Here is a 25,783-nt window from a genome sequence, read left to right as displayed (position 1 = left end):
TGGGTACGTTACGGTTGCGAGCTGGGTTGTAACAAGCCGTTCGGGTCCAGTGTCCACGGTTCTCGGGGCAGGTTTTCCGGCCGAAAGCCCTTCAGTAGCTCACGCGGCGTGTCGGCGCCGGGAAATCCGAGTGATTCCGCGAGCGATCCCAGCACCTGCGCAGGCGTTTCGCCGAGGGCCTGCCGGTCGCGCAGGGTGACGGCGCCGTCGCGTTTGGCGAGGCGCTGTCCTGCCGTGTTCAGGACGAGTGGCACATGTGCGTAATGCGGTACGGGCAGGCCGAGCAGGGTGGCGAGGTAGGCCTGCCGCGGGGTGGAGGGCAGCAGGTCGTCACCGCGGACGACCTGGTCGATCCGCTGGTCGGCGTCGTCGACCACGACCGCGAGGTTGTAGGCGGGGATGCCGTCGCCGCGGCGCAGCACCAGATCGTCGACGGCGCCGCGGTATTCGCCGTGCAGTTCGTCGGTGATGGCGAATTCGGTGAGTTCGGCGCGCAATCGCAGTGCGGCGGGCCGTCCTTCGTCGCGGCGGGCTTGCTGTTCCTTCTCGGTGAGGTTGCGGCAGGTGCCGGGGTAGGCGCCCATGGGACCGTGGGGCGCGGTGGCGGCCTGCTGGATTTCCCTTCGCGTGCAGAAACACTCGTAGGTGTGGCCGGCGGCGGTCAGCCGCGTGATGGCTTCCTCGTAGAGCGGTAATCGTTCGGACTGTGCGACGACGGGTGGGTCCCAGTCGAGTCCGATGGCGGCGAGGTCTTCGAGCTGGCGCTGTGCCGCTCCCTTTTTCACGCGGTCGAGGTCTTCGATGCGCAGGAGGAAGCCGCGTCCGGTGGAGCGTGCGAACAGCCAGGCGAGCAGTCCGGTCCGCAGATTGCCCAGATGCAGATCGCCCGATGGGCTGGGCGCGAAGCGTCCGTTCATGTGGAGCAATGCTACTTCGCATGCTTCGCAGTGCCGCTGGTCCTTCGCAGTCGTGCGCGCGCACGCCGGGGCCGGATGCGGTGGCAGCGCGGATGCGAGGTCAGCGTGCGCGGGTGAGGTGCGGTCGAAGATCGTTGTCGGAGAGCGGTTTTCCCTGTTCAACGGCGGTGAGCAGGGTATCGGCGCAGGTGATGAGGCCGGTGCTGTCGATGTCGTAGGGGGCGGGGCCGTAGGCGGCGAGTCGCTCCCGGGCGCGTTCGAGGAGCGTGCGCGCGCCCTTCGGATTGCCCCGTTGAATGTGGGTGAGGCCAACGGCGAACTGCGCGAGACCCTGCCACAGCGACTTTTCGGCGAACGGGCCGTTCTTCCAGGCGGCTTCGAGGACCTCGTGGGCGTTGAAGGGGAGTCCGTCGTCGATCAGCTGCTGGGCGTAGGTGAGGGTTTCGGCGGGCGGCAGGTCGAGATCATCGGGGATGCGCGCTACGCCGGCGCTGCCGAACGGGAGAGGTCGCCCAAACCGGTCACGGGGTCGGGCATTCCGGGCACGTCCATCGTCGTCTCGATCCCGTTCGGTCTCTTGCTGTCCGTCTTCGACCATGCCTCCATGATCCCCGATCTTCGGAGTGAGGCTTCGTGAGGAGTTTGCCAGGAGGTCAGCTATTGGTCCGGCAACAGAATTGCGAGTATCGAAATTCCTCTGTACCGGAATAACGGCTATCTCTAAGCAAATAATTTGCTGGCTAACCTTGCCTCAAATTTGCTGATTGAAAACGAAAGAATGCGATCTCCCTATGTCGAACCTGCTAGTCTTTAGCCCGGGAAGGGCCATCGGGGGTGCATTCCCATCGTGAAGTGCAGAGAAAGGGTTGTACGGAGCGGTTGCGTACAACCCGGGCGTACGAGGGGTCCGCCAATCTCGGCGGATCCCAGTGTCACCAAGATCGATGCCAGCAGTATCTCGTGCTTGACGCAGCAAAGGAGCTAGTACCGTGAAGGTGGATTACACAGGCGCTGTTTGGCGTAAGAGCAAACACAGCGGCCCCAACGGCAACTGCGTAGAGGTTGCATTTCTCCGGGACGGCAATGTAGCGGTCCGCGACACGAAGGATCACGGCTTCGGCCCGATCCTGGCTTTCACCCCCGGCGAGTGGGATGCGTTCGTCGCCGGCGTAAGTGACGGAGAGTTCAAGCGGGCCTGACCAGGCCGCGCGATTCCGGGAGAAAAACGAAGCCCCGAGTCCCGGAGACTCGGGGCTTCCGCGTCTTTTGGCCCCTCCGCTGCGCTCCGGGGCGGGTTCGCGGCCCTAAGTCTCGATTCTTCCCTCCCTCCGCTCCTCCGCTGCGCTCCCCCGCTCCACTCAGTCCAGAATCGAGCCGGCCGCGAACCTCGAAGGTCTTCAATCGGAGTGTTCTTGGACCTGCCTGAGCACCGCGAGTTGTTTGTGTTCGGCTTCTTTGTCGTTGGCGGCGTTGGTTTCTCGTTCCTCGGCGGGGTCGGCGCGGAAGAAGGTACCGGTGCCGGGGTGGCCGGCCAGGCCGAGTTGGTTCAGCTTTCGGGGGACGCGGGCGCCCTGGTATTCGAGGGGGATGGGGTGGCCGTGGTCGTCGACCGGGCCCAGAGGCTGGTGGATCTCGATGTATTCGCCTTGGGGGAGGCGGCGGATCACGCCGGTCTCGATGCCGTGCTCGAGGATGGCGCGGTCGCCGCGTTGCAGGCCCAGGCACAGGCGGTAGGCCACGAAGTAGGCGAACGGCGGGATCAGCAGCAGGGCGATGCGGAAGAACCAGGTGGTCGCATTGAGCGAGATGCTGAACTTCAAGGCGATGATGTCATTGACGCAGGCCAGCGTGAGAATCACGTAGAAGGCCAGCGACATGGCGCCGATCGCGGTGCGCACCGGCACATCTCGCGGCCGCTGCAGCAGATTGTGCCGCGCGCGATCACCGGTGAGACGCTTCTCGATCCACGGATACCCGATGAGCAGGCCGAAGATCAGCGGCATGACGATCGCGACGGAGAAGGCGGCGGGCACCGTATGGCCGAAGATGTACAGCTCCCACGGCGGGAACAGGCGCAGGAACCCGTCGGTCCACATCATGTAGAAGTCCGGCTGGGTGCCCGCGGAGACCTGGGATGGGTTGTACGGCCCCAGATTCCAGATCGGATTGATCTGCAACAGCCCGCCCATGATGGCCAGCACGGCCAGCGTGAACGCGAAGAACGCGCCCTGGTCCAGCGAGAACACCGGCACGATGCGGGTGCCGATGACGTTCTTCTCGGTGCGACCGGGCCCCGGGAACTGGGTGTGTTTCTGGTACCAGACCAGCGCGATGTGCGCGCCGACCAGCGCCAGCATGATGCCGGGCAGCAGCAGCACGTGCGCGATGTAGAGGCGCGGAATGATGATGTCGCCCGGGAATTCACCGCCGAACAGCAGCCATTCCAGCCAGGTGCCGATGACCGGCGTGCCGAGCGGGATGCCGGCGAAGGCGGCGCGCAGCCCGGTGCCGGAGAGCAGATCGTCGGGCAGCGAGTAGCCGAAGAAGCCCTCGAACATGGCCAGGATGAGGATGATGGCGCCGAGCACCCAGTTGGCCTCGCGCGGTTTGCGGAAGGCGCCGGTGAAGAAGACCCGGCACACGTGGATGATCATCGATGCGGTGAACAGCAGTGCGGCCCAATGGTGTACCTGCCGCACGAACAGTCCGCCGCGCACGTCGAAGGAGATCTGCAGCGCCGATTCGTAGGCGCGGGACATGGTGACCCCGCGCAGCGGCTGGTAGGTGCCGTTGTAGACGACGTCCGTCATGGACGGGTCGAAGAACAGCGTGAGGTAGATGCCGGAGATGATGAGGATGATGAAGCTGTAGAGCGCGATTTCGCCGAGCAGGAACGACCAGTGGGTCGGGAACACCTTGTTGATGGATCTTTTGACGAATGCGGCGCCCCGGTACCGTTCGTCCATCGCATCCGCTTGCTCGGCCGCGCGTTCGGCGAGCCGGTTTCTTCCTGCTGCCGTGGTTTCGGTTGCCATTGCTGTCACCCCGCCCCCGGGAGAGATGTGAAGGCTTCTACTACAAACGGTAGCACCCAGAGGGGTTGGCTCGTAGCGGCTTTCGTTATGGTCGTCGCGTGAATTCGCTGTCGCCGCGGGATGCCGCCGTCTACTGGTTGTCCCGGCGTTCGCGGACCGATCTGTTCCTGCTCTACTGCTTCGAGGAAACCAATCAGTCGACCGAGTTACTGCGGGCCGTAATCGCAAAGCGGGTCACCGGTATTCCGGATTTGCTGATGCACGTGCTGGACACTCCTGCAAACATTGCGTACCCGATTTGGGCGCCTTGCGAATTCATTGCGGAGCAGTTCGCCGACCACGGCCGCAGCGCCGCTACCTGGGCGGATCTCGAAGCCGCGGTGGGCGATCTGCTCGCCACAAGCCTGTGTGCAAATCATCGGGCGTGGCGGCTGCACGTATTCCGCGAGGTCAGCGAGGCCCCCGGATTCGCTGGAGATCGGCCGGCCCTCGTAGCTGTCCTCCAGCTATCGCATGCCCTGGCCGACGGCCGTCGCGCCGCCGACCTGGCCCGCGCCCTCTTCACCGAGGACCCGGACCGCACCGACGGCGCCGCAGAGGTCCGCCCAGCGCCGCTTGCCCGCGTGCCGGATACGGTCGCACGCTGGAGTGCCGCCGCGCTGGCGCTACCCGCGATACCGATCGGCATGGCGCGCACCGTGATTCGCGGCGTAGCGGCCTATCGAGCACAACGGGAGCTCGCGGAACTCACCGCGGCGGCTGCCATTCCGCCGCCCGCCCCGACCGTCGCGCCGAGTCTGCTGAACGGCGGGGGAGCCGCCCCGGGCGGACACGCGGTGCGCATGCTCGTCCGCGACAAGGAGCGGCTGCTCGCGCCGGACCACACCGTGACGGTGCTGGCGGCCACCGCGATCTCGCTGGCCCTGGAACGCTATTGCGCACAGCGCGGCGCGCCCGCCACGGAGTTGCGCGCCCAGATCCCACTCGCGCTCACCACGAACACGGTGGAACGCAACAGCTATCGCGACCTCTCCGTGGATCTGGCAGTGGGAGAACCGGATCCGCGGCGCCGCGCGGCCCGGATCGCCGCCGACCTGACCCTGCGCCGCGAGCGCGCCTCGCACCCACTGCAATCGGCGCAGGACGCCGCCACCGCGGCGGTCCCCGCCCCGCTGCTGCACCGTGACGCGATGCACGCCCCGATCGACGTCCTGCCGGAACGAGTTTCGGGTCACACCGTCGTCTCGAGTGTGAATCGTGGCGCAGCCGGCCTGAGCTTCGGCGGCCGGGCGTGTTTCACCGCCGGCTTCCCGGCCCTGGGCGCGGTCATGCATCTGACGCACGGCGTCCACGGCCTCGGTGACACCGTGACCGTCTCCGTGCACGCCGACCCGGTGGTGTTCCCGGAGGTGGATGCCTATGCGGCCCTGCTGGACGCGGCCCTGGACGAGGTGGCGACCGCCCTGCAAGCGCCGCCAGCCCTGTGAACGCGAAGGCCCCGGCCGGACACTGATGCCTTGTGCCGCAGGGCATTGGCCGCGCAGACCGATTGCACTGGGCACCGTTCGGCGCAGCGTTGCGGTGAGCTTCCCGCGAGTTCGAATGCGTCCGTGAACCGGCCTGCGGCGCGTCCACACCGGCATTGATTTCGGATCCAGATTCAGATCTCGGGTACCGGCTCCGGCTGCAAGGCAGGATATATTCCTAAAGCAACGGTGTGACCTCGTGCCCACCAGCCGGTGTCGTCAGCACTTCGGTCAGCGGTCACCGAGTGAAGTGCGACGTGTTGTTCGCGCGTTCCCATGCCTCGACCGCTTGTGCGGCCTGCCATTCCTCCTCATTGAGGTAGTGCTGAAACGACACCAATACGAACCCCAGGGCCTGGCCGACAAGGAAAAGCGACCCGAAGGCGAGCAGGCTGCCCGCGAGCCCGGAGCCGCCCGACGCTGCGGTTCCCAGCCCGATTCCTGTACCTCCGGCGCGAACTTTCTTCGCACGTGAGGTGTTTGGAAACCCGAACGGCTTCCCTTGCGCGCGGTCTTCAGGGGTGCGCTTCAGGGTGCGATACGCCGAAAAACAACTCCACGCAATCGCGAGTCCGACCAGGGTGAGAAGGATGATCCGGGTCGGCAACCAGTGCGAAACGGACACGATCGCGCAGACCGCCAACGTGGCGGCACCGAGTATCAGCGCCAGCAGGAAGATGGCGAATGCCGATACACCCGCGCGGTGGCGCCAATATCGGGAGCCGCGGTCGTACCAGGTGGTCCCGAAGCGAGGAAGCGAGGGAATCGGGGGGCCGGCGGTTGGCTTGTTCATCAGAACAGGCTCGTTATGCCGTGCCACACCGTGGAGCCTGTGCTCTTCACGTCGTCCCAGACCGCTTTACCTCCGTTGACAAGGCTGTGCCCCGCGCCGTCTGCTATACCCACTACTACTCCGTTGTTGTGAACGTCTTCGGACCAATGTTCATGGACCGCTGCCGATCCCAGGTCGCCGACAGTCCAGGCGACCAGACCTGCGCCGGCCGCCACAGCGGCGACGGGTGCTTCGACCGGCGCAGCGAGGACGACAGCGGCCGCGGCGGCCAAGCCGAGCGCCTGGCTACCGCCATCAAGGGTCACGGCGGTCTGGGGGGACCAGCCCTTTTGTGTATCGTCCACGGATTGGAAAGCAGTGACCAGGCTGGCGGCCGCGATATCGACGACCGGTACTTCCTTGAGGAACTTCAGCCCTTTCGGCAGACCATCGATTGCGGGGAACACCTTCGCGAGGTCACCGATATTGGTATTGAGGACCTCCATGAACGGCTTCTCACCCTTACCCGCCTCGGCATCGGCGAGCTGGCTCTCGACGTCCTTGAGGTCGTTGTAAGCCGCCGTATGGTTGATGCGTGCGGGATCATCCTTGGGAAGCGCGCGCCCCGCGTCCGCATAAGCAGCCTTGGCAGCCTTGAGGTCTTTGCGCGCATCCTTGAACTCGTTGCGCAGGTTGGTGATTTCATCAGGGAGCTTCGCGGCGAGATCCCTGTTCTTCGCGTTCGGGATCACGTAGAGGCCCTTGAGATAGTCGGCCATTGTGGTCGCCGAATCCCAGTGCGGCTCATTCCCGTCGTCGCTGGGTGCCAGGCTGGTGGCGATACCTTCCAGCGCGGTCGCCGCGGTTAGTCGTAGGCCATCGGCGGTATGCATTGCGTCGGCGTAGAACTGGTTGTAGTCCTGCTGGGCAGCCAAGGCGTCCTTGGCCTTCTGAGTGTTCGGGTCCCCGGTGATCACCAATTGCAGTGGTGCACCGGTTGTCTGGTCGATCTGCGCGCCTTTGCGGCCGTCCTGGTCGGCGGTATTGGATAGGTCGGCCTCGACCTTGGCGAGTTTGTCACCCAGATCCTGCACGGTCTGACCGAACTTGTCGCCGACACCCTTGATGAATCCGACACGCATCGACGCCAGTGTCCAGCCCTTGCGGAACTTCTCCGCACCCTGCCCGGACCAGTTCGCGTCATCGGCGAGCTTGTCCACCGTGTCGCCGAGTGTTTTGCGAATCTCCTCCAAGTCGCCGACCGCGCTCTGCAGACCGGCACCCATCGCCTGCATACCGGGGATGTCCCCGCCCACCCAGCTCATGTCAGTTCACACCTGTGTTCAGGTTGTCCCATAGGAAACGGTTCTTGTTGAAATCTTCGGTCCGGTCATAGATGGTGCGGGCATCGCGCAGCTTGTCGGCGTCGGCATCGATACTCGAGACCATCTGCTGGTTGAAGATGTCGAGCTCATCCATCAACGAGCGCATCACCTTGTTCAACGCGGCGCTACCGGAATCCGGGAGCGCTGGACTCAACTTCGGCAGCAGCTTCTGATACACGCCCGCCTCGTTCGTGTATGCCGTCGCCATCGTGGTCAAATCATCGGATACGACCTTGAAATCGGTCACCTGGAAACCTCCTGCAACGCTTGCAACCGCTCAGCGGTCCACACCACGTCGACCACCCCGTCGACAGGATCCAGCAACACCGGAAGTGCCCCGGGAAGCTGTGCGAGTGTTTGGCCGGGCAGCTCGATCCATGGTTGGAAACGGCCGCGCTGATTGATCAACTTCGCGACCGTCGTATAGGCGATGAGCGCAAGGCCTGCATCGAGTCGTGCCAACTCGATTTCGATGCGGGCATCCGCGCCCGCGACGCCCGGCCTCGGATGCGCCGGAACAACCACCCGCGGCGGCAGTGCCGAACCGATGGCTGTGGCCGGCGCGGTCGCGGCCACAGCGGCTCCGGTATGCCCGGCAATACTCGCTGCTGCGGCCGGTGCCTGCGGATGCGCACGGTGATACTCACGTTCGGCTTCCGCGACTGCCCGCCAATGAGCGCGAACCTCGACCGGAGGCGGAGTCAGACCACTGTTGCTCTCATACCAATCCGACTGCATCTCAGCCGCGGTCTGCCACCCCGGAGCCCACACGACCGGCCGGTTTTCTGAATTCACAGCAATCGCCCCCATACCGCACCGGTCCCAACATCGTATGCACCAGTGTCGGAGACGATCATAACCACGCGCAACACCACCGCGATCCGGCATACCGTCCGCTTGTTTCTTCAGCAGGTCAAGGACCATATCGCGGGCGAATCCGGTGCGTGAACCCCCCGATATGGCTTGGCGCTGCACAATCATCGGTCTTGCGTGCTCAACCGCGTAGGCATTGGTGAGGTCTGTGAGGACCGCGCGCCGCCAGATCGTCTGCGACAGTTCCGCCCGGTTACGCGGGGTGCGTGTGTAGCGGAATGTGTCGGAGGGGGGCCCTACACTAAAACCGGCCGAGGATCTACCTCGGCCTGGAACGCCGAGGCCCTGCCAGAGCGGGCTCCAGCAGGGCTCGGGATTTGTCCTGGAAGACTTCCTGATCCTAACTCCATCGATCCTGGCTGTCTCAGCAGGTAGGGGTTTTGGGGTGCCGCCAGTTGCATCGCCTCCGATGAGCCATGTAACGAACGAGGGACCACCCCCATTGAGAACGGTCGCTACGACTACCTACTTTCCGGCGCTCAAGGGCAAGCTCGGCGAAATGCAAGCGCTCAAGAACTTGACGCCTGTGCAGCGCGCAGCAACGATCCCGATCCTGGATCTGCCGATCGATGACTCCGCCGACAGCTCCGAGATCGCGGTAGCCATCGATAAGTTCGGCAGCAAACTCGGCCAGTATTACGACGCGACCAACTACGTGATCGTCGACGCGACCATGACCGACCGGTCAGGTACGGATGGAACCGAACGAGTGTCGCAACTTCACCGCTGCCTGGCCGACGACCTCGCCGCGGTTCCCGTCGTCACGCTGTCGTCGTCACCGGATTTCGTCGCGGCGGTCGCCGCCATCGCTGTCGGAGACGGCAATGGAGTGTGCATTCGCCTCAGCCGCGAGGACTACGCCAACATCGCGCAGTTGCCGACTGAACTGGCTGGTGTACTGAATGCGCTGAAGTTGCCGGCGAGCGCAGTCGATCTGGTGATCGATGTCGGTTACCTCGACGCCAACTCGATCGCGACGAACTCGGCGTTGATCCCCTTGATCATCCCGACTCTGCCGCATCTATCGCAGTGGCGCAATCTAGTCCTGCTATCTGGAGCCTTCCCGGTCGGTCTGTCCAACTTGATCGCCTATGTCCCCCAACGGTTCCTGCGCTACGACGCTGAACTGTGGAACCGTGTTGCAGCCACTGCCAGAACTTCCCGGGTGCCTCGGTTCGGTGACTACGCGACCTCGCACCCGTTGCCCGGCGCTCCGGTTGCTCGTCGCTCCGCGCCCAACCTGCGCTACACCACCGGGAACGAGTGGTATTGCCTGCGTTCGGATCTGGACAAGGTGCTCGCCAACCAGACCTATTACGAGATCTGCAAACAGCTGCGGGACGAGACGTCCCGGATCCTGCTACCGGAGTCGTTCAGCTGGGGCGACAGCCAGATTCGCCGGTGTGCGAGCTCGACCGGAGGTCCCGGAGGCGCGATGAACTGGAAGGCGTGGGCGACCTCGCACCACTTGACAGCGGTCATTGAGAATCTCGCCAGCACTGGCGCTCCTTGAGCCGCCGCCGAACTAGACAGCGCAGTTCCTCGCGATCGATCACCTCGGTGAGGCGAGTCCATACCGCCCACCGAGGTTTCGATCGGACCCCTCGATCCGCGTCGCGCACGGTCAGCTCCTCGAGCGCTTCCTCGCGCCACAGTAACTGGGCCAGCGCTATCGGCTCGACGTCCCGATTCAGCCGAGGTTCGCGATCAACCTGAAGCCGCACGGCATCACCATCCATGACGGCGATGGTCAACCCCCACCACGGCTTGATGATCTCCATGGCTTCGTGAAGGTGATTCTCGGCTACGACCAAAACCGCGAAATCCAAGACCTGCGAGTACACCTCGACCTGCCGCGGGAGGCGGCGCAGAGTGTCGCGAGCACTCTTCAGTTCGAACCCCGACAGCGAACCATTGACGACCGCTATGTCGACTCGCACTTCGCCGCAGAGGCCGAGTTCGTCAAGGATCAGAGTGTTGTCGATATGCGCGGCGTGCTCGGCCTTCAGCTGTTCCCGTACCGCTATCCGGACATCGACATCACGCATGGCAGGAACAGTACTGGGTGATCTTGGAGCAGAGAACGGATATCGATGCCGTGTTCATCGCACGGCTTGTACGGGCCGGCATGCCCGCGTTGATGCATAGAAGCCGAGTCCAGGGCCGGAGAAGAGACGGCGCCTATCGCGAGGCGTAACGGTGTCGCGTGCGTATGGGGGAGGGCCGATGGCAAGACCGACGAGCCGGCTCCTGCACTTGCAGCATCCGGGCCGGCGGATGCGGACTGTCCCTCGCTGCCAGCCCGATCGAAACCGAACACCGCGATCTCGCTGGCCCTGGAATGCTATTGCGCACAGCGCGGCGCGTCCGCCACGGAGCTGCGCGCCCAGATCCCGCTCGCACTCGCCACGAACACCATGGAGCGCAACAGCTATCGCGACCTCTCCGTGGATCTAGGTGGATGCCTGCGGCCCTGCTGGGACCGCGGCCCCGGACGAGGTGGCGACCGTGCTGCGCACACCGTCGGCCCGCTGAACGACGAAGGCTCCGGCCGGACTGAGTCCGGCCGGAGCCTTCGGGAGCGGAGGATAGGGGATTTGAACCCCTGAGGGCGTTAACCCAACCCGCGTTCCAGGCGAGCGCCATAGGCCACTAGGCGAATCCTCCGTCGAGCAATATACCGGCTGCTCCCCTGGAATACACAAATGGGGTGGTCGAGGGCTATTTCTTCATGCCGTCGAGGGCCTTCTGCACCTGCTGCTTGGCTACCGCGGCCACATCGTCCTTGCTGACGGATTCGCCGGAGCCGCGCTGCAGGCTGATCTCGACCTTCACCGAGACATTGCTGTCCTTGGTGGCGACGGTGTAGTCGAGGTCGTTGAAGGAGGAGTAGTCGCGGGTCTCGGCGTGCCAGTAGGCCTCGGTGCCGAGGCCGCTGACGTCGCCGGAGGTGCGGCCGGAGCCGGTGGTGCCGGTGTCGTACTGCTTCCAGGAGTCGTACTGCGGTCCGCCGTAGGCGCCGGTGTATTCGACGTCGAGCTGGATGCGGGCGGTGTTCTGCGTGTACTTGTCGGTGGTGGAGTTGCTGTAGTACTCGGCGGTGCAGCTCATCCGGCCGCCGGCGTAGTCGCTGGGCTGGGTCTCGGAGTGTTCCGGGTTGCCCTTCTGGGTGCTCGACCACTTGGTGAGCGCGCTGGGGTCGATGACGCTGCAGGCGTTGGTGATATTGGCCATGGAGTAGTTGCCGTTCATGGCTTTTTTCTTGTCATCGCTGAGCGGCGAGATCGGGCTGTCCTTGTGCGTGAAGGCCACGATGCCGATGACCACGCCGACGATGACGACCAGACCGATGACGCCCGCGATGATCAGCCCGGCCTTGCTGCCGCTGTTCCGCGGCGGCGTCGGGTAGCTGTTGTAGCCGGGTGTGGGGGCCTGGCCGGGGAAGGGCTGCTGGAATCCGGGCTGGGCCTGCTGCGGGAATCCGGGTGCGGATTGCTGCGCATAGCCGGGCGCGGACTGTTGTGCGTACGCGGGCGCGGACTGTTGTGGGTAGCCGGGCGCGGACTGCTGGGGATAGCCCGGGCTCGACTGCTGCCCGTAACCGGGCGCGGGCTGCTGCGGATACCCGGGCTGCGACTGCTGCGGGTTGGCGGGCGGGAACTGTTGTGCCGCCGCGGCATAGTTCAGCATGGTCGGGTCGGCGCCGGTGACCGGCTGACCCGCATCGGTTCCGGCGGGCGGGGTGGCCCACCACTGTGCCGTCTCCTGCGCTTTGGCGGGATCCTGTCCTCCGCCCGGTCCTGAATTCGAGCTGGTCATAAGTCTTTCCCCTCCGGTTCAGCGGGACTCCCCCGTCGTGTCGGAGAGATCGTAACGACCCGGCGCGGCGATGTCGCCGGTGAGCCGCTACACTGGCCGACGGATCCAGCGCGGCGCGCATCCTGTGAACTCCCCCAGGGCCGGAAGGCAGCAAGGGTCAACGGGCTCTGCCGGGTGCGCTGGGTCCCCTTATCTTTTCTGGGGGCCGCGACTTTTCCGGGGGACGGAGTCGCCGTATATCGCTCCCGATTCGCCGGGCTCTCCGAGTAACCTGGGCGCTTGGGTCGGCGTGCGCGCCGACCTGGAAAAACACTCAACCGCCCTTGGAAAGGCTGTCTGATGCCCCGGCAAACGCAACTCGGTTTGATGAGCCATGCGGAACTCGTAGCGGAAAACGAGACGCAGACCGCGAACTACGCGAAGCTCAAGACCGAGAAGCTGACGCTGGATATCACGAGGGGTAAGCCCTCGCCCGAGCAGCTGGATCTCTCGCTGGAGCTCCTGTCGCTGCCGGGCGTCGACGACTACAAAGACGCCAACGGCACGGATGTGCGCAATTACGGTGGCCTGCACGGCCTCCCGGAGCTGCGCGCCATCTTCGGCGAACTCCTCGGCATTCCGGTGTCGAACCTGCTGGCCGGCAACAATGCCAGCCTGGAGATCATGCACGACGCCATCGTGTTCGCGCTGCTGCACGGCACGGTGGATTCCCCGCGCCCGTGGTCGGCGGAGCCGGTGCGCAAGTTCCTGTGTCCCGCACCGGGTTACGACCGGCACTTCACCATCACCGAGTCCTTCGGCTTCGAGATGATCCCGATCCCGATCGGTCCCGAGGGCCCGGACGCGCACGCCATCGCCGAGATGGTGGCCGCGGATCCGAGCATCAAGGGCATGTGGGTGGTGCCGAACTACTCGAACCCGACCGGCGTCACCTATTCCGAAGCCGTGACCCGCGAACTGGTTTCGATGCCGGCGGCGGCCCCGGACTTCCGCCTGTTCTGGGACAACGCGTACGCCGTGCACCCGCTCACCGATACCGCCGTGCCGGTGCAGGATGTGCTGGGCCTGGCGGCCGCGGCCGGAAACCCGAACCGGCCCCTGGTGTTCGCGTCCACCTCGAAGATCACCTTCGCGGGTGCGGGCGTGAGCTTCTTCGGCGGTTCGACCGCGAACCTGGAGTGGTACCTGAAGTACGCGGGCAAGAAGAGCATCGGCCCGGACAAGGTGAACCAGCTGCGGCACGTGCGCTTCTTCAAGGACGCGGCGGGCGTGCGGGCGCACATGCAGAAGCATCGCGCGATCCTGGAGCCGAAGTTCAAGCTGGTGCTGCGGATTCTGGAGGACCGGCTGGGCGCCTCGAAGGTGGCGTCCTGGACGGAGCCGAAGGGCGGCTACTTCATCAGCCTGGATGTGCTGGAGGGCACGGCTTCCCGCGTGGTGGCGCTGGCGAAGGACGCGGGCATCGCGCTGACCCCGGCGGGCGCCTCGTACCCGTACGGCCGGGATCCGGAGGACAAGAACATCCGTATCGCGCCGAGCTTCCCCTCGCTGGGTGAGCTGGAGAAGGCGATGGACGGTCTGGCCACCTGCGTGCTGCTGGCCGCGAGTGAGAAGTTGTCGAGCATTTCCGCCTCTCCGCGCCTTTAGCGGGCGGCCTGGGTGCCGTGCGGGTTTGGTAACCCGTGCGGCGGTTGGGTCCGGATCGCGGTTCGGTCGTCCCCGACGAGTTACCCGCATCTCGCCAGATCAGTTGTCACGCAGCATAATTGCACCGAGCGCGCACCGGGATACCGGTGCGCGCTCGATTTCTTCCTTACCTCAGGCGGGCTTGTGCGCCAGCACCGCGAAGATGGTCACCGACAGGTGGATGTCACCGCTGGCCGCGCCGGCCTCCAGATCGGCGATGAGCCGGTCGCGCTGGGCCTGGCTGATGGCGCTGCGCGCCACCGCCATATCGGCGACCCGGGCGACCAGCGCGCCCGCGCCGACGCTGCCGTCCTGGATGAGGGCGTGCGAGCCGATATCGTCGACGACCAGCCCGGCCTGGGTGAGCTGGCCCGCGAGGCGGCGTCCGGCGTACGGGTTGGTGGTGCCGGCGATCATGGTCTCGATGACCTCGTGCACGACGTGCCGGTCGCCCGGATGCACGACGGCGGTACCCCAGTCGCTGTCCATGACGACCACCCGGCCGCCGGGCTTCAGGACGCGGGCGATCTCCCGGGCGGCGCGGGCCGGCCCGGTGAGGTGCTGGAAGACGCGCTCGCACAGGGCGACATCGAAGGTGTCGGAGCCGAAGGGCAGCCCGTAGGCGTCGCCGGAGACGAATTTGGCGGTGGAGCCGGATTGGCGGGCGCGGCGTTCGGCGGCGGCCAGCAGGTCCGGATCGGGTTCCACGCCGAGGGCGGTGCCGGTCGGTCCGACGCGGTCGGCGAAGGCCATGACCTCGGAGCCGGTGCCGGCGCCGATATCGACGGCGTTTTCGCCGGGGCGGGTGGCGAGCGCGTCGTGCGCCCAGGTCCGGAGCCTGCGGATGCCGGGTAGTGCGGCTTGCAGATCCTGGACGTCGACCAGCTGGTCCTGGCCGTCGCGGTCGAAACGGTCCGGTCGCAGTCCGGAGCCTCCGCCGTCGTGCGGCGTGTTTCCCACTGAAGAAATAGCCATGGTGTCGGGCATGCGCCGAAGCCTAGTCGTGACCCGCGTCACCGCAACGCAGGATGGATGGGATGATCGGAGCATGGTGAGCCGAAAGCTGGTTATTGCGCAGGATCCCGCCGCCGACGAACTGCTTTCCACGGATGATTTCGCCCTTTTGGTGGGTATGGCCCTCGATCAGCAGTTTCCGATGGAGCACGCATTCCGTGGTCCGCAGAAACTCGCCGACCGCATGGGCGGATTCGATATCCGGAAGATCGCGAACGCGGATCCGGAGGAATTCGAGGAGCTGGCCGCGACCCCGCCCGCCATTCACCGGTACGGCCGGTCCATGGGCCGCCGGGTGCAGGAGCTGGCCCGATACATTGTCGAGCACTACGACGGGCAGACCTCCGCGTTGTGGACCGAGGGTGATCCGGACGGCAAGGAAGTATTGAAGCGTTTGAAGGCGCTGCCCGGTTTCGGTGATCAGAAAGCGCGAATCTTCCTGGCCCTGTTGGGTAAACAGGAAGGCCTGCAAGCGAAGGGCTGGCGAGAGGCCGCCGGCGCGTACGGCGAAGCGGGTTCGCGGCGTTCCGTGGCGGATGTGACGGATGCCGAATCATTGACTCAGGTCAGGGAATTCAAGAAGCAGGCGAAAGCCGCGGCGAAGTCGAAGTGAGTAGGTGAGCGGACCCGCTCGGGCGGGTTCGCGGCGTTTCCGCACCCCTTGCGATCGGGCCGATCCCAACCCTGTCGGCGGCCGCGCGGGAGTGTTGCACTGGGGCGATGGGCGAGTTGACCTCGATCCGCGGCGGGACCGCCGCGTTGACCTCAGTCGACGGTACGGATCTCCGGCGGACGTTCGCGCACTTCCCCAGCGGGGTGGTGGCGGTATGCGCCCGCATCGGGGGTGTGGCGCACGGGCTGGTGGTGAGCACCTTCGTGCCGGTGTCGCTGGATCCGCCGTTGGTATCCATCTGCATGCAGTATTCGTCGCAGACCTGGCCGGAGCTGGAGAAGGCGAGCCGGCTCGGCCTGAGCCTGCTCGACGGCGAGCAGCGGGAAGCGGCGCTGAATCTGAGCTCGCGCACCGGGGATCGCTTCCGGAATGTGGACCTGCGCACCGGGAACGGGAACGCGGCGTTCATCGCGGGCGCCACGGCCTGGCTGGAGACCTCGGTGCACGCGCAGGTGCCCGCCGGTGATCACGCGGTGGTGTTGTTGCGGGTGCGTCGTCTGAGCGTGCGCCCGGAGTCGGAGCCACTGGTCTTCCATCGCAGCGGTTTCCGCGCGCTGCACGACGGGGCGGGGGCTATCAGCGAAGCCGCGAGCTAGTCCTGTTGCGGCGCAATTCGATTCACGGTGATCCGGAACGGCGACAGTCGCCGGTCCGGTTCGTATCGTCGTCATCACCATCCAGAGCGATCGAGAGACCTGGCTCGTAGACGTCGCAGCAACCCCCTTCACGTTCGGGTGCGGGTGCTTCCCGCCAGGACCGATGGAGGGACATTGTCATGAGCATCCTGGCCGCGCCGCCGGAACGGCGCGAGGAGGTCGACGACGGCGCGTTGCCGATCGCCCGCCGGCGGCATCCGTGGCGCTGGGTGGCGGCCGCCGTCGCATTGCTGCTGGTCGCGCAGTTCGTGCACGGGCTGGTCACCAATCCCGGCTGGGATTGGTCCACGTTCGCGCAGTACGTGACCGCGAGGTCGGTGCTGGCGGCCCTGAAGGTGACCCTCGAATTGACGTTCTGGGGCACCCTCATCGGTTTCCTGCTCGGGATCGTGCTGGCCATCGGCCGGTTGTCGAAGAACCCGGTGCTGCAGACGATCGCGTGGACGTACATCTGGGCGTTCCGCTCGATTCCGCTGATCGTGCAGTTGCTGTTCTGGTTCAACCTGGCGTACCTGTACAAGACGGTGTCGATCGGCATTCCGTTCGGACCGGAGTTCGCGCACTTCCAGACGAACCAGGCGCTGAGCGGTTTCACCGCCGCGGTGATCGGCCTGGCCCTGCATCAGGCGGCGTATTCGGCGGAAATCATTCGGGCCGGGATCATTTCGGTGGATCAGGGGCAGTGGGAGGCGGCCAGATCGCTCGGGCTGCCCTGGCGTCGCCAGTTCTTCACGATCGTGGCGCCGCAGGCCATGCGCGGCATTCTGCCGAACGCGGCCAATGAGGTGATCAGCCTCTTCAAGGGCACGTCGATCGTGTCGACGATGGCGATCGCCGAGTTGTTCTATCAGGTGCAGGTCATCTACGGCCGGAACGGCCGGGTGGTGCCGCTGCTGATGGTGGCGACGGTCTGGTACATCGTGCTGACCTCGGTGCTGAGCGTCATCCAGTTCTATATCGAACGGCATTTCGCGAAGGGCAGCGTGCGGAAATGAGCGAGTACGCGGTCGAATTGCGCGGCATCCGTAAGTCTTTCGGCACGAACGAGGTGCTGGGCGGGGTGGATCTGGCCGTGCGGCCGGGTGAGGTCGCGGTCATCCTGGGCCCGTCGGGTTCCGGGAAGTCCACGCTCTTGCGAACCATCAATCACCTGGAACAGGTGGACGCGGGCACGGTCCGGGTCGGCGGGGATCTGGTGGGTTACCGCCGTAAGGGCAACAAGCTGCACGAGCTGTCCGAGCGCGAGATCCTGCGGCAGCGGGCGCGCATCGGTTTCGTCTTCCAGAACTTCAATCTCTTTCCGCACCTGACGGTCCGGGAGAATGTGGCGCTGGCGCCGGTCGCCTCGCAGGGCCGTCCCAAGGCGGAGGCGAATGCCGAGGCGCTGGCGCTGCTGGCGCGAGTCGGCCTGGCGGACAAGGCCGATGAGTATCCGCGCCGCCTGTCCGGCGGGCAGCAGCAGCGGGTCGCCATCGCCCGCGCGCTGGCCCTGCGGCCGGAGGTGGTGCTGTTCGACGAGCCCACGTCCGCGCTCGATCCCGAGCTGGTGGGTGAGGTGCTGGATGTGATCCGGGACCTGGCCCGCGACGGTTCGACGCTGGTGATCGTCACGCACGAGGTCGGTTTCGCCCGCGAGGTGGCCGACACCGTGGTGCTGCTGGACGCCGGCCGCATCATCGAACAGGGTCCGCCGGGTGAGGTGCTGGACAATCCGGCCCACGAGCGCACCAAAGCCTTTCTCGCGCATGTCCTTTGACGATGCCGCCGCTGACGTTGCCGCCCCTCACGTAAGGAATCACATCTCATGTCTCTGGCGCGCCGCCGCAGGCGAACCGGCGCTCTCATCGCCCTCACCGTCCTGAGCCTGCTCACCGGGGCCTGTGGCAAGGGTGACGGTGGTGCGAGCGAGACCCGCGCGGTCAACGGGATCACCTACGACCTGAGCCCGGAGCAGTCGACCCGCATTCACGCCGACAAGGTGGATTCGATCGCGGCGCAGGTGCCGGCCGCCATCCGGCAGCGCGGCACGCTCGTCGTGTCGGGTTCGGTCGGCGCGACGCCGCCCCTGGGTTTCTACGCCACCGACGACCGCACCGTGATCGGTTCGGAGGTCGATATCGCCTGGCTGGTGGCCGACATCCTGGGCCTGAAGGTGGATCACCGCACGGCCGATTTCGCGCAGAACTTCGTCAAGGTCGATTCGGGTGGGGTGGATGCCATCGTCTCGAACATCACCGTCACCGAGGAGCGGAAGGAGAAGTACGACTTCGCCACCTACCGGCTGGACAATGTCTCGCTGGAGGTGCCCAAGGATTCGGACTGGACCTACACGGACCGGAAGTCGCTGGCGGGCAAGCGGATCGGCGTCACCTCGGGCACCAATCAGGAACAGCTGCTGGTGAAGTGGAACGACCAGAACGTCGCCGACGGCCTGCCCAAGCTGGATCTCGCCTACTACCAGCAGAACAACGACTACTACCTGGCGCTGGCCTCGCACCGCATCGACGGTTACGTGGGCCCGAACCCGAGCGCCCAGTATCACGTCGCGGCGGTCGGCCAGTCGAAGGTGATCGCGACCTGGTCGGGCGCGGGCGATGCGCTGCGGGCCGAGATCGCGGTGCTCACCAAGAAGGACAACGGCCTGATCGGCCCGGTCCAGCAGGCGCTGCAGTACGCCATCGATCACGGCACCTATCAGAAGGTGCTGGACCACTGGGGGCTCGGCGGCGAGGCCGTGAAGCAGTCCCGCATCGATCCGCCCGGCCTGCCGAAGAGGGGATGAGCGTGAGCCGCACCGTATTTCACGTCGGACAGCACGACCCGCTGGCCGCGCCGCTGCTGGCGGAACTGGCCATCGAATACAGCACTCGCTACGGCCGCACGGTCGGCGAGGTGCACGCCGGGCTGCTGGCCTATCCGGCGCAGGATTTCGCGCCGCCCTACGGCGATCTGCTGGTCGTGGTCGAGGACGGAGAGGTGGTGGCGGGCGGCGCCTTCCAGCGCTACGACGCCGAAACCGCCGAGCTGAAACGCATCTGGACCTCCGCCGAGCACCGTCGTAAAGGTCTGGCCCGATTCGTGCTGGAGCAGCTGGAAGCCGAAGTCGCCAAACGCGGTTACCGGCGCATCTTCCTCACCACCGGTCCGCGGCAGCCCGAGGCGGTCGCGCTGTACAAGGCCACCGGATACATCCCGCTGCCACCGGACGTGGAGAAGGCGCTCCACCTCCCTGCGCTTGTCGGCTTCGTGCACCCCTTCGAGAAGTTCATCGGTTCCGAGGCCGAGGCGGTGCCGGCGTGAAATTCCTGCTGCTGACACTGATCACGCACGTCCCCGATCCGATCACCGGCACCACCGAGAGCTCGCGGCAGCGGCTGCGCCGGGTGGTGGACAGCGCGAAGCTGGCCGAGGAACTCGGTTACGACGGTTTCGCGGTGGGGGAGCGGCACGAGGATCCGTTCATCTCCGCCGCGCCGCCGGTGGTGCTGAGCCACATCGCCGCGGTCACCTCGCGTATCGCACTGTTCACCGGCGTCACCACCCTGAGCCTGCTGGATCCGGTGCGCGCCTTCGAGGATTACTCCACACTCGATAATCTCTCCGGCGGCCGCCTCGAACTCATCATCGGCAAGGGCAATGGCGCGGCGCAGGCCAAGCTGTTCCACGTCACCACCGATGATCAGTGGGACCGCAATCGGGAAGGCTACGAACTCTTCCGGCAACTCTGGGAGCACGACAGCGTCACCTGGAGCGGCCGCTTCCGCCCGTCCTTGACGGAGGCCAAGGCCTTGCCGCGCCCGCTGCAGCCACGGCTGCGCATCTGGCACGGCAGCGCCACCAGCCGGGAATCCGCGGATTACGCGGCGCAGCACGGTGATCCGCTGTTCTCGGCGAATGTCACCTATGCGGTGGACCCGTACGCCGAACTGGTCGAGCACTACCGGGAACGCTGGGCCGCCTACGGGCACGACCCGGCCGAGGCCCTGGTGGGTGCGGGCACCGCCGGATTCCTGATCACCGAGAACTCGCAGGCGGCCATCGACGCCTACCGTCCGATCTTCCAGGCGCGGCAGGCGTCGGCCCGGAAGTTCGATGTGCCGGTCGTATTCGAGACCGTCGAGGATTTCGCCGAACGCTCCTCCGCGCTCATCGGCAGCCCGCAGCAGGTGCTGGACAAGCTGTCCCGCTATCACGAGCGACTGGGGCACGAAGTGGTTCACCTCAACGCCGATGGTGACGGCCGCACGGATAAGCAGCACCGCGAAAGTCTCGAACTGTTCCAGGCGGAGGTGGCGCCCGAACTGCGCCGCCGCATCCCGAGCCGTCCGCTCGGCGCCGATCGCTACCCCTCCGGAGATCCCCGATGAGCTTTACCCACGCCCGGACGCGACGACCGCTGGCCTTGGCCGGCGTGCTCGCCGTCACCACCCTGGGCCTCGCGGATTGCGGTGGCGGTTCGGACAGCCCGGGTGGTGCGCCCACGGGCCCGCCGCAAGCCGGAGGCACCCTGCGCTACGGCCTGTCGCAGGCACCGACCTGCTCGGATCCGGCGGTCGTGGGCGGCGCGGCGCCGGCCGCCGTGGGCGTAGTCCGGAATGCGCTCTCCACCAACTCTATTCCGCTCGAGAGGACAGCCTGATGGCGCATATCTCGCCCTTGCTGCTGGGCCTGGAACTGTCCGGCACCGGCGCGCACCCCGCGTCCTGGCGGCGGCCGGATTCCCGGGCCGAGGAGCTGTTCGGCGCGCACTACTGGGTGGACGCCCTGCGGGCCGCCGAGGACGCCGGTATCGATCTCGCCTTCCTGCCGGACTCCTTCGCACTGCAACCCGAGGGTGCGATCGGCCGCCTGGACGCGGTCGCGGTGGCCGCTCGCGCCGCCGCGCTCACCCGCCGCATCGGCCTGATCCCGCAGGCCACGGTCACTCACACCGAACCGTTCCATCTGTCCAAAGCCATTGCGAGCCTGGACTTCGCGACGCACGGCCGGGCGGGCTGGGAGGTCGCGGTATCCGCGGGTGACGCGAAACTGTTCGGCCGCAAGCCGGAACAGGACGATCGCTCCCGCTGGGCGGAGGCCGACGAGGCGGTGGAGGTGGTCACCCGGTTGTGGGACAGCTGGGAGGACGACGCCGAGATCCGCGACCAGGCCACCGGCCGCTTCATCGACCGCGAGAAGCTGCACTACATCGACTTCACCGGAACGCATTTCGCGGTGCAGGGCCCGTCCATCACGCCGCGTCCCCCGCAGGGGCAGCCGCTGGTGACGGTGCGGGCCGCCGATCCGCACAGCATCCGGCTGGCCGTGCACCGCGCCGATCTGATCCGCATCACCGCGCCCAGCCTCGAGGCCGCCGCCGCGACCCGCTCCGAACTCCGTGCCGCCGTGGCCGCGACCGGGCGCGATCCGCAGCGGGTGCGCGTGCTGCTGGATGTGGACATCCACCTGGCCGGCACCGCCGATGCGGCCGCGGCGGATGTCGCGCAGCTGGAGGACTGGATCGCCACCGGCGCACCGCGCACGGTCTTCCACATCGGCACCGCCGCGGAATTGCGCACGGTGCTGCGCGAGGTCGAAACCGCCTGCGCCGCGGACGGTGTGGTGCTGCGCCCGCTCGCGCTGGCCGCGACCCTGCCGTACCTGCCGGCGCTCATCCCGACCCTGCGGGATCGGCTGGGCCTGCCGCGTCCCGCCAACCGCTACGCGCACGCTTGAGGAGAGTCATGCCGGACCATCGGATACGCAAGCAGATTCACCTCGCCGCGCACTTCCCGGGCGTCAATCACCACACGGTGTGGACCGATCCGGAATCGGGCAGCCAGATCGATTTGGAATCCTTCGTGCATCTGGCGCGCACCGCGGAACGCGCCCTGTTCGACTTCTTCTTCCTCGCCGAGGGACTGCGGCTGCGCGAGCATCGGGAGCGCATCCACGACCTGGACGTGGTGGGCCGGCCGGACACCTTCACCGTGCTCAATGCGCTCGCGGGCGTCACCACGCGGCTCGGGCTGGCGGGCACCATCAACACCACCTACAACGAACCCTTCGAGCTGGCGAAGCAGTTCGGCTCGCTGGATCATCTGTCCGGCGGCCGGGCGGCCTGGAACGCGGTGACCTCCTCCGACGCGTTCACCGGGGAGAACTTCCGGCGCGGCGGCTATCTCGAACACGCCAAGCGGTATTCGCGCGCGGCCGAGGTGGTGGACGCGACGCGCGCGCTGTGGGACAGCTGGCCCGCGGACGCGCTCGTGGTGGATCGGGAGCGGGGCGTGTTCGCGCAGCCCGCGCCGACCGTGCACTTCAATAGCGACCAGTTTGATATCGACGGGCAGTTCGTGCTGCCGCGCAGCCCGCAGAGCTACCCGGTGCAGATCCAGGCCGGGGACTCCGACGAGGGCCGCGAATTCGCCGCCGCCAAGGCCGATGTCGTCTTCAGCGCGCACGGTGAACTCGTCGACGGGCAGCGCTTCTACACCGATGTGAAGGACCGGCTCGCCAAGTACGGCCGCGCCCGCGACGACCTGAAGATCCTGCCCGCCGCGAGCTTCGTGCTCGGCGATACGCCCGCGGAGGCGCAGGAGCGGGCCCGGCACCTGCGCCGGCAGCAGGTGACGCCGCAGACCGCCATCGCCTTCCTCGAACAGGTGTGGGGCCGCGACCTTTCCGCCTACGATCCGGACGGCCCGCTGCCCGCGATCGACCCGGTCGAGAACGTGAACATCACCCGCGGCCGGGTCCGGCACGCCAAGGATCCGCGCGCCATCGCCGACGCCTGGCGTGCCAAGGCGGAAGCCGAGGGGCTGTCCATTCGCGACCTCATCATCGCCACCACCGCCCGCCAGCAGTTCGTCGGCACACCCCGGCAGGTGGCGGCCGATGTCGACCACTACGTGCAGTCCGACGCGGCGGATGGGTTCGTGCTCGTCCCGTCCCTCACCCCGGCCGGTCTCGACGAATTCGCCGACCAGGTCGTCCCGGAACTGCAGGCGCTCGGCAGCTTCCGCACCGAGTACACCGGCGCGACCCTGCGTGACCACCTGGGCCTGCGCCACCCTCACCACGGCACCGAAGGAGTACGCGCATCATGACCGCTACCGACACCGCCACCGAATTCGAGCGGCAGTGGGACGTATTCCGAGCCGGACGCGACACCTGGGCACGGCAGCCACTGGGCTGGCTGAGCATCACCGGATTGCATTGGCTCGGCGACACCGACGAGACCGTCGAGGGACTGCCGGGGTTGTGGCGGACCGACGGTGAAAACGTCCATGTGACCGTCGAATCCGGTGCGGACCTGCGGCTCGATGGTCAGGCGCGGCCGTGCTGACGCCCGCCGAGGGGGCGCCCGGCCTGGAGGTTCACACCGGCGAGCGGATCATCGAAGTCATCCGGCGCACCGGGCAATTCGCGCTGCGCATCCACGATCCGGCCGCGACCACGCTGGCTGAGTACACCGGTATCCCGGTGTACGAGGCGGATCCGGCGTGGGCCGTCACCGGACTCTTCGAACCGTACGAATCGGCGCAGGTGGTCACTACCGGCGCCGTGGTGGCGGGCCTCGAACACCACCACTCCGCCGCGGGCACGGTGACCTTCGAACTCGGCGGCACCACGCAGCGGCTCATCGCCTTCGGCTCGGCCGAGGCCGGGTTGCACGCGCTGTTCACCGACGCCACCAGCGGGGTCACCACCTACGGCGGCGCGCGCCGCCTCGACCTGGGCCGGCCGGCCGCCGACGGCTCGCTGACGCTGGACTTCAACCGGGCGGTGAACCTGCCCTGCGCCTTCACCGATCACGCCACCTGCCCGGTGGCGCCGGCCGAGAACCGGCTGACGGTGAGTGTCGAAGCGGGCGAACAGGATCCGCGCAAGGAGCAGTCGCTATGACCATCCCACTCTCGGTGCTTGACCTGTCGCCCGTCAGCACGGGCTCGACGCCGCGACAGGCCCTCCGCAATACCATCGACCTGGCGCAGCAGGCGGAACGCCTGGGCTACCACCGCTTCTGGGTGGCCGAGCATCACTTCGCGCAGGTGGCCAGCGCCGCGCCGACCACGCTCATCGGATTGATCGCCGCCGCAACGGAATCCATCCGGGTCGGTTCGGCGGCCGTACAGCTGGGGCACCACACCTCCGCTTCCGTGGTGGAAGCCTTCGGCACCATCGACGCGCTGTACCCGGGCCGGCTGGACCTCGGCCTCGGCCGTTCCGGTCATCGCGGCGGCCAATTGCGTTCCGCCGCAGACCGGCCCGCCGCCGAGCCGGTGGCGGATCGGGCTACCGAGGTGCGGGGTGGGGTCGTCATTCCGCCGCCCTTCAATCCGGCGAAGCTGCTCGACTTCACCAAGTTCGCGGCGGGTCTCGAGGCGCTGCAACTGCCGGGCGCGCAGTCTTTGCCCTACACCGAGCAGGTGCAGCAGATCAGCGATCTGCTGGCGGGCACCTACACCTCCGCCGATGGGGTGCCCCTGCACGCCGTCCCGGGTGAGGGCGCGGATGTGCAGCTGTGGCTGTTCGGCAGCAGCGGCGGCGAAAGTGCGCAACTGGCAGGGCGATTGGGCCTGCCCTTCGCCGCGAACTACCACGTCTCGCCGGGCACGATCCTCGAAACCGTCGAGGCCTATCGCAAGGCATTCCGCCCCTCGCCCCGCTTCCCCCGCCCATACCTCGTGGTCTCCACGGATGTCGTGGTGGCCGAGGACGATGCGACCGCCCGCCACCTGGCCGCCAGCTACGGCCACTGGGTCTACAGCATCCGCAGCGGCGCCGGCGCGGCCGAATACCTCGACCCCGCCACTGCCCCGCCCCTCACCGACGCCCAGCGCGCACTGGTCGAAGACCGCCTGACCACCCAGTTCGCCGGTTCCCCGGCCACCGTCGCAGAACGCCTCACCGCCCTCCAACAGCTCACCGGCGCAGACGAACTCGTCATCACCAGCGTCACGTACGACCACCAGGACCGCCTCACCTCGCACCGCCTCCTGGCGCGCGAATGGGGCCTCTCCCACGTACGAGCCGCGTAAAGACTCTCCGGCCACTCACCTTGGGAAAGGGGACTCCCCACCGTGAGCGTCCGGAGACCGCACCCGCGTAAATGGGCCTCGCGCGCGTGCGGCAGATAGGGGCCGGGCTCGGACACGTGGACCTGTCCGAGCCCGGCCCGCCTTCCTCAGAAAAGAATTCCCCTGCCGGGCGGCCCCGGCGGGGGAATTCGCTTGTACCGGGGCCGTGCCGCGCGCCCGCGCATCGGGCTGTCACCGCGGCCGCAGTCGCCGCAGGGCCGAGATCGGCCCGCAGACCGGCTACGTCGGGAAGCGCAGTTCCGGCTGATACGCTCTCGGGTGGCCGGCCTGAAACTCGTTCCAGTCCAGGGATTTCCGACATGCAAATGCCGACCGGCGGCGATTTCTCGCCGCCGGTCGGTTGT

25 protein-coding genes, 1 tRNA gene, 1 other RNA gene, 1 pseudogene and 1 riboswitch are annotated in these 25,783 nt (G+C 66.7%); of the genes and pseudogenes, 17 read left to right on the top strand and 11 right to left on the bottom strand.

The genetic code is table 11. The features are described 5' to 3' along the window. Positions 1-8: 8 nt before the first annotated feature. On the bottom strand, positions 9-917 hold the full coding sequence (gene gluQRS, locus ACH438_RS16265; RefSeq protein WP_397005748.1) for a tRNA glutamyl-Q(34) synthetase GluQRS: 909 nt from the start codon (positions 915-917) through the stop codon (positions 9-11). A gap of 100 nt (positions 918-1,017) precedes the next feature. Next, positions 1,018-1,515: a DUF309 domain-containing protein gene (locus tag ACH438_RS16260; RefSeq protein WP_397005746.1), complete on the bottom strand. Its 498-nt coding sequence runs from the start codon at positions 1,513-1,515 to the stop codon at positions 1,018-1,020. A 391-nt stretch (positions 1,516-1,906) separates the two neighbouring features. Between ACH438_RS16260 and ACH438_RS16255 the strand changes: the two genes are divergently transcribed. Further along, entirely contained in the window at positions 1,907-2,116 is a 210-nt protein-coding gene (locus ACH438_RS16255) for a DUF397 domain-containing protein (RefSeq protein WP_397005744.1), read from the top strand. Between the two features lie 198 nt (positions 2,117-2,314). On the opposite strand, the gene ACH438_RS16250 is transcribed toward ACH438_RS16255, so the two are convergent. Continuing rightward, positions 2,315-3,952, bottom strand: a complete 1,638-nt coding sequence (locus ACH438_RS16250) for a cytochrome bc complex cytochrome b subunit (RefSeq protein WP_397005742.1) — start codon at positions 3,950-3,952, stop codon at positions 2,315-2,317. Between the two features lie 98 nt (positions 3,953-4,050). Between ACH438_RS16250 and ACH438_RS16245 the strand changes: the two genes are divergently transcribed. After that, entirely contained in the window at positions 4,051-5,439 is a 1,389-nt protein-coding gene (locus tag ACH438_RS16245) for a wax ester/triacylglycerol synthase domain-containing protein (protein ID WP_397005740.1), read from the top strand. A gap of 277 nt (positions 5,440-5,716) precedes the next feature. Here the strand turns inward: ACH438_RS16245 and ACH438_RS16240 are convergent, their stop codons facing one another. From ACH438_RS16240 to ACH438_RS16225, 4 genes are read right to left on the bottom strand one after another with little or no spacing between them, the layout of a single operon-like run. Then, a complete protein-coding gene (locus tag ACH438_RS16240) occupies positions 5,717-6,271 on the bottom strand; it encodes a hypothetical protein (protein ID WP_397005738.1) in 555 nt (184 codons plus the stop codon). Then, entirely contained in the window at positions 6,271-7,575 is a 1,305-nt protein-coding gene (locus ACH438_RS16235; protein ID WP_397005736.1) for a hypothetical protein, read from the bottom strand. Before ACH438_RS16235 ends, ACH438_RS16240 begins: the two co-directional genes overlap by 1 nt. Before the next feature lies 1 nt (position 7,576). After that, positions 7,577-7,882 carry a DUF6317 family protein gene (locus ACH438_RS16230; RefSeq protein WP_397005734.1) on the bottom strand — a complete coding sequence of 102 codons (306 nt, stop codon included), beginning with the start codon at positions 7,880-7,882 and terminating at the stop codon, positions 7,577-7,579. After that, on the bottom strand, positions 7,879-8,211 hold the full coding sequence (locus ACH438_RS16225; protein ID WP_397005732.1) for a hypothetical protein: 333 nt from the start codon (positions 8,209-8,211) through the stop codon (positions 7,879-7,881). The genes ACH438_RS16230 and ACH438_RS16225 overlap by 4 nt, the downstream gene beginning before the upstream one ends. A gap of 706 nt (positions 8,212-8,917) precedes the next feature. On the opposite strand from ACH438_RS16225, the gene ACH438_RS16220 reads away from it, so the two are divergent. Then, the gene (locus ACH438_RS16220; RefSeq protein WP_397005730.1) at positions 8,918-10,021 is read left to right on the top strand and encodes a beta family protein; all 1,104 of its coding nucleotides are present in this window, start codon (positions 8,918-8,920) and stop codon (positions 10,019-10,021) included. On the opposite strand, the gene ACH438_RS16215 is transcribed toward ACH438_RS16220, so the two are convergent. The 3 genes from ACH438_RS16215 to ACH438_RS16205 all read right to left on the bottom strand — a co-directional run bounded on the left by ACH438_RS16215 (position 9,987) and on the right by ACH438_RS16205 (position 12,327). Beyond that, positions 9,987-10,556 carry a sce7726 family protein gene (locus ACH438_RS16215; protein WP_397005728.1) on the bottom strand — a complete coding sequence of 190 codons (570 nt, stop codon included), beginning with the start codon at positions 10,554-10,556 and terminating at the stop codon, positions 9,987-9,989. The two genes, ACH438_RS16220 and ACH438_RS16215, sit on opposite strands and share 35 nt — an antisense overlap. Before the next feature lie 534 nt (positions 10,557-11,090). Continuing rightward, positions 11,091-11,175: transfer RNA gene (locus ACH438_RS16210), tRNA-Ser, on the bottom strand. A gap of 54 nt (positions 11,176-11,229) precedes the next feature. Continuing rightward, entirely contained in the window at positions 11,230-12,327 is a 1,098-nt protein-coding gene (locus tag ACH438_RS16205) for a hypothetical protein (protein ID WP_397005726.1), read from the bottom strand. A gap of 98 nt (positions 12,328-12,425) precedes the next feature. Here ACH438_RS16205 and ffs point away from each other — a divergent pair. Both ffs and ACH438_RS16195 read left to right on the top strand, forming a co-directional pair. Further along, positions 12,426-12,520: signal recognition particle sRNA small type (ffs, locus tag ACH438_RS16200), an RNA gene on the top strand. 146 nt (positions 12,521-12,666) lie between these two features. Then, positions 12,667-13,974: an aminotransferase class I/II-fold pyridoxal phosphate-dependent enzyme gene (locus ACH438_RS16195; protein ID WP_397005724.1), complete on the top strand. Its 1,308-nt coding sequence runs from the start codon at positions 12,667-12,669 to the stop codon at positions 13,972-13,974. 171 nt (positions 13,975-14,145) lie between these two features. Here the strand turns inward: ACH438_RS16195 and ACH438_RS16190 are convergent, their stop codons facing one another. Further along, on the bottom strand, positions 14,146-14,988 hold the full coding sequence (locus ACH438_RS16190; RefSeq protein WP_397006043.1) for a methyltransferase domain-containing protein: 843 nt from the start codon (positions 14,986-14,988) through the stop codon (positions 14,146-14,148). Between the two features lie 73 nt (positions 14,989-15,061). Between ACH438_RS16190 and ACH438_RS16185 the strand changes: the two genes are divergently transcribed. The 12 genes and pseudogenes from ACH438_RS16185 to ACH438_RS16130 all read left to right on the top strand — a co-directional run bounded on the left by ACH438_RS16185 (position 15,062) and on the right by ACH438_RS16130 (position 25,379). Continuing rightward, positions 15,062-15,640, top strand: coding sequence for an HhH-GPD-type base excision DNA repair protein (locus ACH438_RS16185; RefSeq protein ID WP_397005722.1), 579 nt, complete (start codon positions 15,062-15,064; stop codon positions 15,638-15,640). Between the two features lie 107 nt (positions 15,641-15,747). After that, the gene (locus tag ACH438_RS16180) at positions 15,748-16,296 is read left to right on the top strand and encodes a flavin reductase family protein (RefSeq protein WP_397005720.1); all 549 of its coding nucleotides are present in this window, start codon (positions 15,748-15,750) and stop codon (positions 16,294-16,296) included. Between the two features lie 74 nt (positions 16,297-16,370). Further along, a riboswitch (SAM riboswitch) is annotated at positions 16,371-16,466 on the top strand. Between the two features lie 9 nt (positions 16,467-16,475). Further along, positions 16,476-17,351, top strand: a complete 876-nt coding sequence (locus ACH438_RS16175; protein ID WP_397005718.1) for an amino acid ABC transporter permease — start codon at positions 16,476-16,478, stop codon at positions 17,349-17,351. Further along, positions 17,348-18,112, top strand: a complete 765-nt coding sequence (locus ACH438_RS16170; protein WP_397005716.1) for an amino acid ABC transporter ATP-binding protein — start codon at positions 17,348-17,350, stop codon at positions 18,110-18,112. The genes ACH438_RS16175 and ACH438_RS16170 overlap by 4 nt, the downstream gene beginning before the upstream one ends. Before the next feature lie 48 nt (positions 18,113-18,160). Continuing rightward, positions 18,161-19,138 (top strand): ABC transporter substrate-binding protein, encoded by a 978-nt coding sequence (locus tag ACH438_RS16165; protein ID WP_397005714.1) that lies wholly within the window; start codon positions 18,161-18,163, stop codon positions 19,136-19,138. After that, positions 19,135-19,656: a GNAT family N-acetyltransferase gene (locus ACH438_RS16160; protein WP_397005712.1), complete on the top strand. Its 522-nt coding sequence runs from the start codon at positions 19,135-19,137 to the stop codon at positions 19,654-19,656. The genes ACH438_RS16165 and ACH438_RS16160 overlap by 4 nt, the downstream gene beginning before the upstream one ends. Next, the gene (locus tag ACH438_RS16155) at positions 19,653-20,723 is read left to right on the top strand and encodes an LLM class flavin-dependent oxidoreductase (protein WP_397005710.1); all 1,071 of its coding nucleotides are present in this window, start codon (positions 19,653-19,655) and stop codon (positions 20,721-20,723) included. Before ACH438_RS16160 ends, ACH438_RS16155 begins: the two co-directional genes overlap by 4 nt. Further along, positions 20,720-20,995, top strand: a complete 276-nt coding sequence (locus ACH438_RS16150; protein ID WP_397005708.1) for a hypothetical protein — start codon at positions 20,720-20,722, stop codon at positions 20,993-20,995. Before ACH438_RS16155 ends, ACH438_RS16150 begins: the two co-directional genes overlap by 4 nt. Then, on the top strand, positions 20,995-22,071 hold the full coding sequence (locus ACH438_RS16145; RefSeq protein WP_397005706.1) for an LLM class flavin-dependent oxidoreductase: 1,077 nt from the start codon (positions 20,995-20,997) through the stop codon (positions 22,069-22,071). Before ACH438_RS16150 ends, ACH438_RS16145 begins: the two co-directional genes overlap by 1 nt. A gap of 8 nt (positions 22,072-22,079) precedes the next feature. Then, complete coding sequence (locus ACH438_RS16140; RefSeq protein ID WP_397005704.1) at positions 22,080-23,444, top strand: NtaA/DmoA family FMN-dependent monooxygenase; 1,365 nt, start codon at positions 22,080-22,082, stop codon at positions 23,442-23,444. Continuing rightward, positions 23,441-24,243 (top strand): annotated as a pseudogene (locus tag ACH438_RS16135) (DUF1684 domain-containing protein). Before ACH438_RS16140 ends, ACH438_RS16135 begins: the two are co-directional and overlap by 4 nt. Further along, positions 24,240-25,379 carry an LLM class flavin-dependent oxidoreductase gene (locus ACH438_RS16130; RefSeq protein WP_397005702.1) on the top strand — a complete coding sequence of 380 codons (1,140 nt, stop codon included), beginning with the start codon at positions 24,240-24,242 and terminating at the stop codon, positions 25,377-25,379. Before ACH438_RS16135 ends, ACH438_RS16130 begins: the two are co-directional and overlap by 4 nt. Positions 25,380-25,783: the final 404 nt, after the last annotated feature.

Origin of the sequence: Nocardia sp. NPDC020380, from assembly GCF_044386975.1 — a bacterium.
Taxonomy (GTDB): domain Bacteria; phylum Actinomycetota; class Actinomycetes; order Mycobacteriales; family Mycobacteriaceae; genus Nocardia.
Note: the sequence above shows the minus strand (reverse complement) of the source record. Positions and strands in the feature narration are given on the sequence as shown.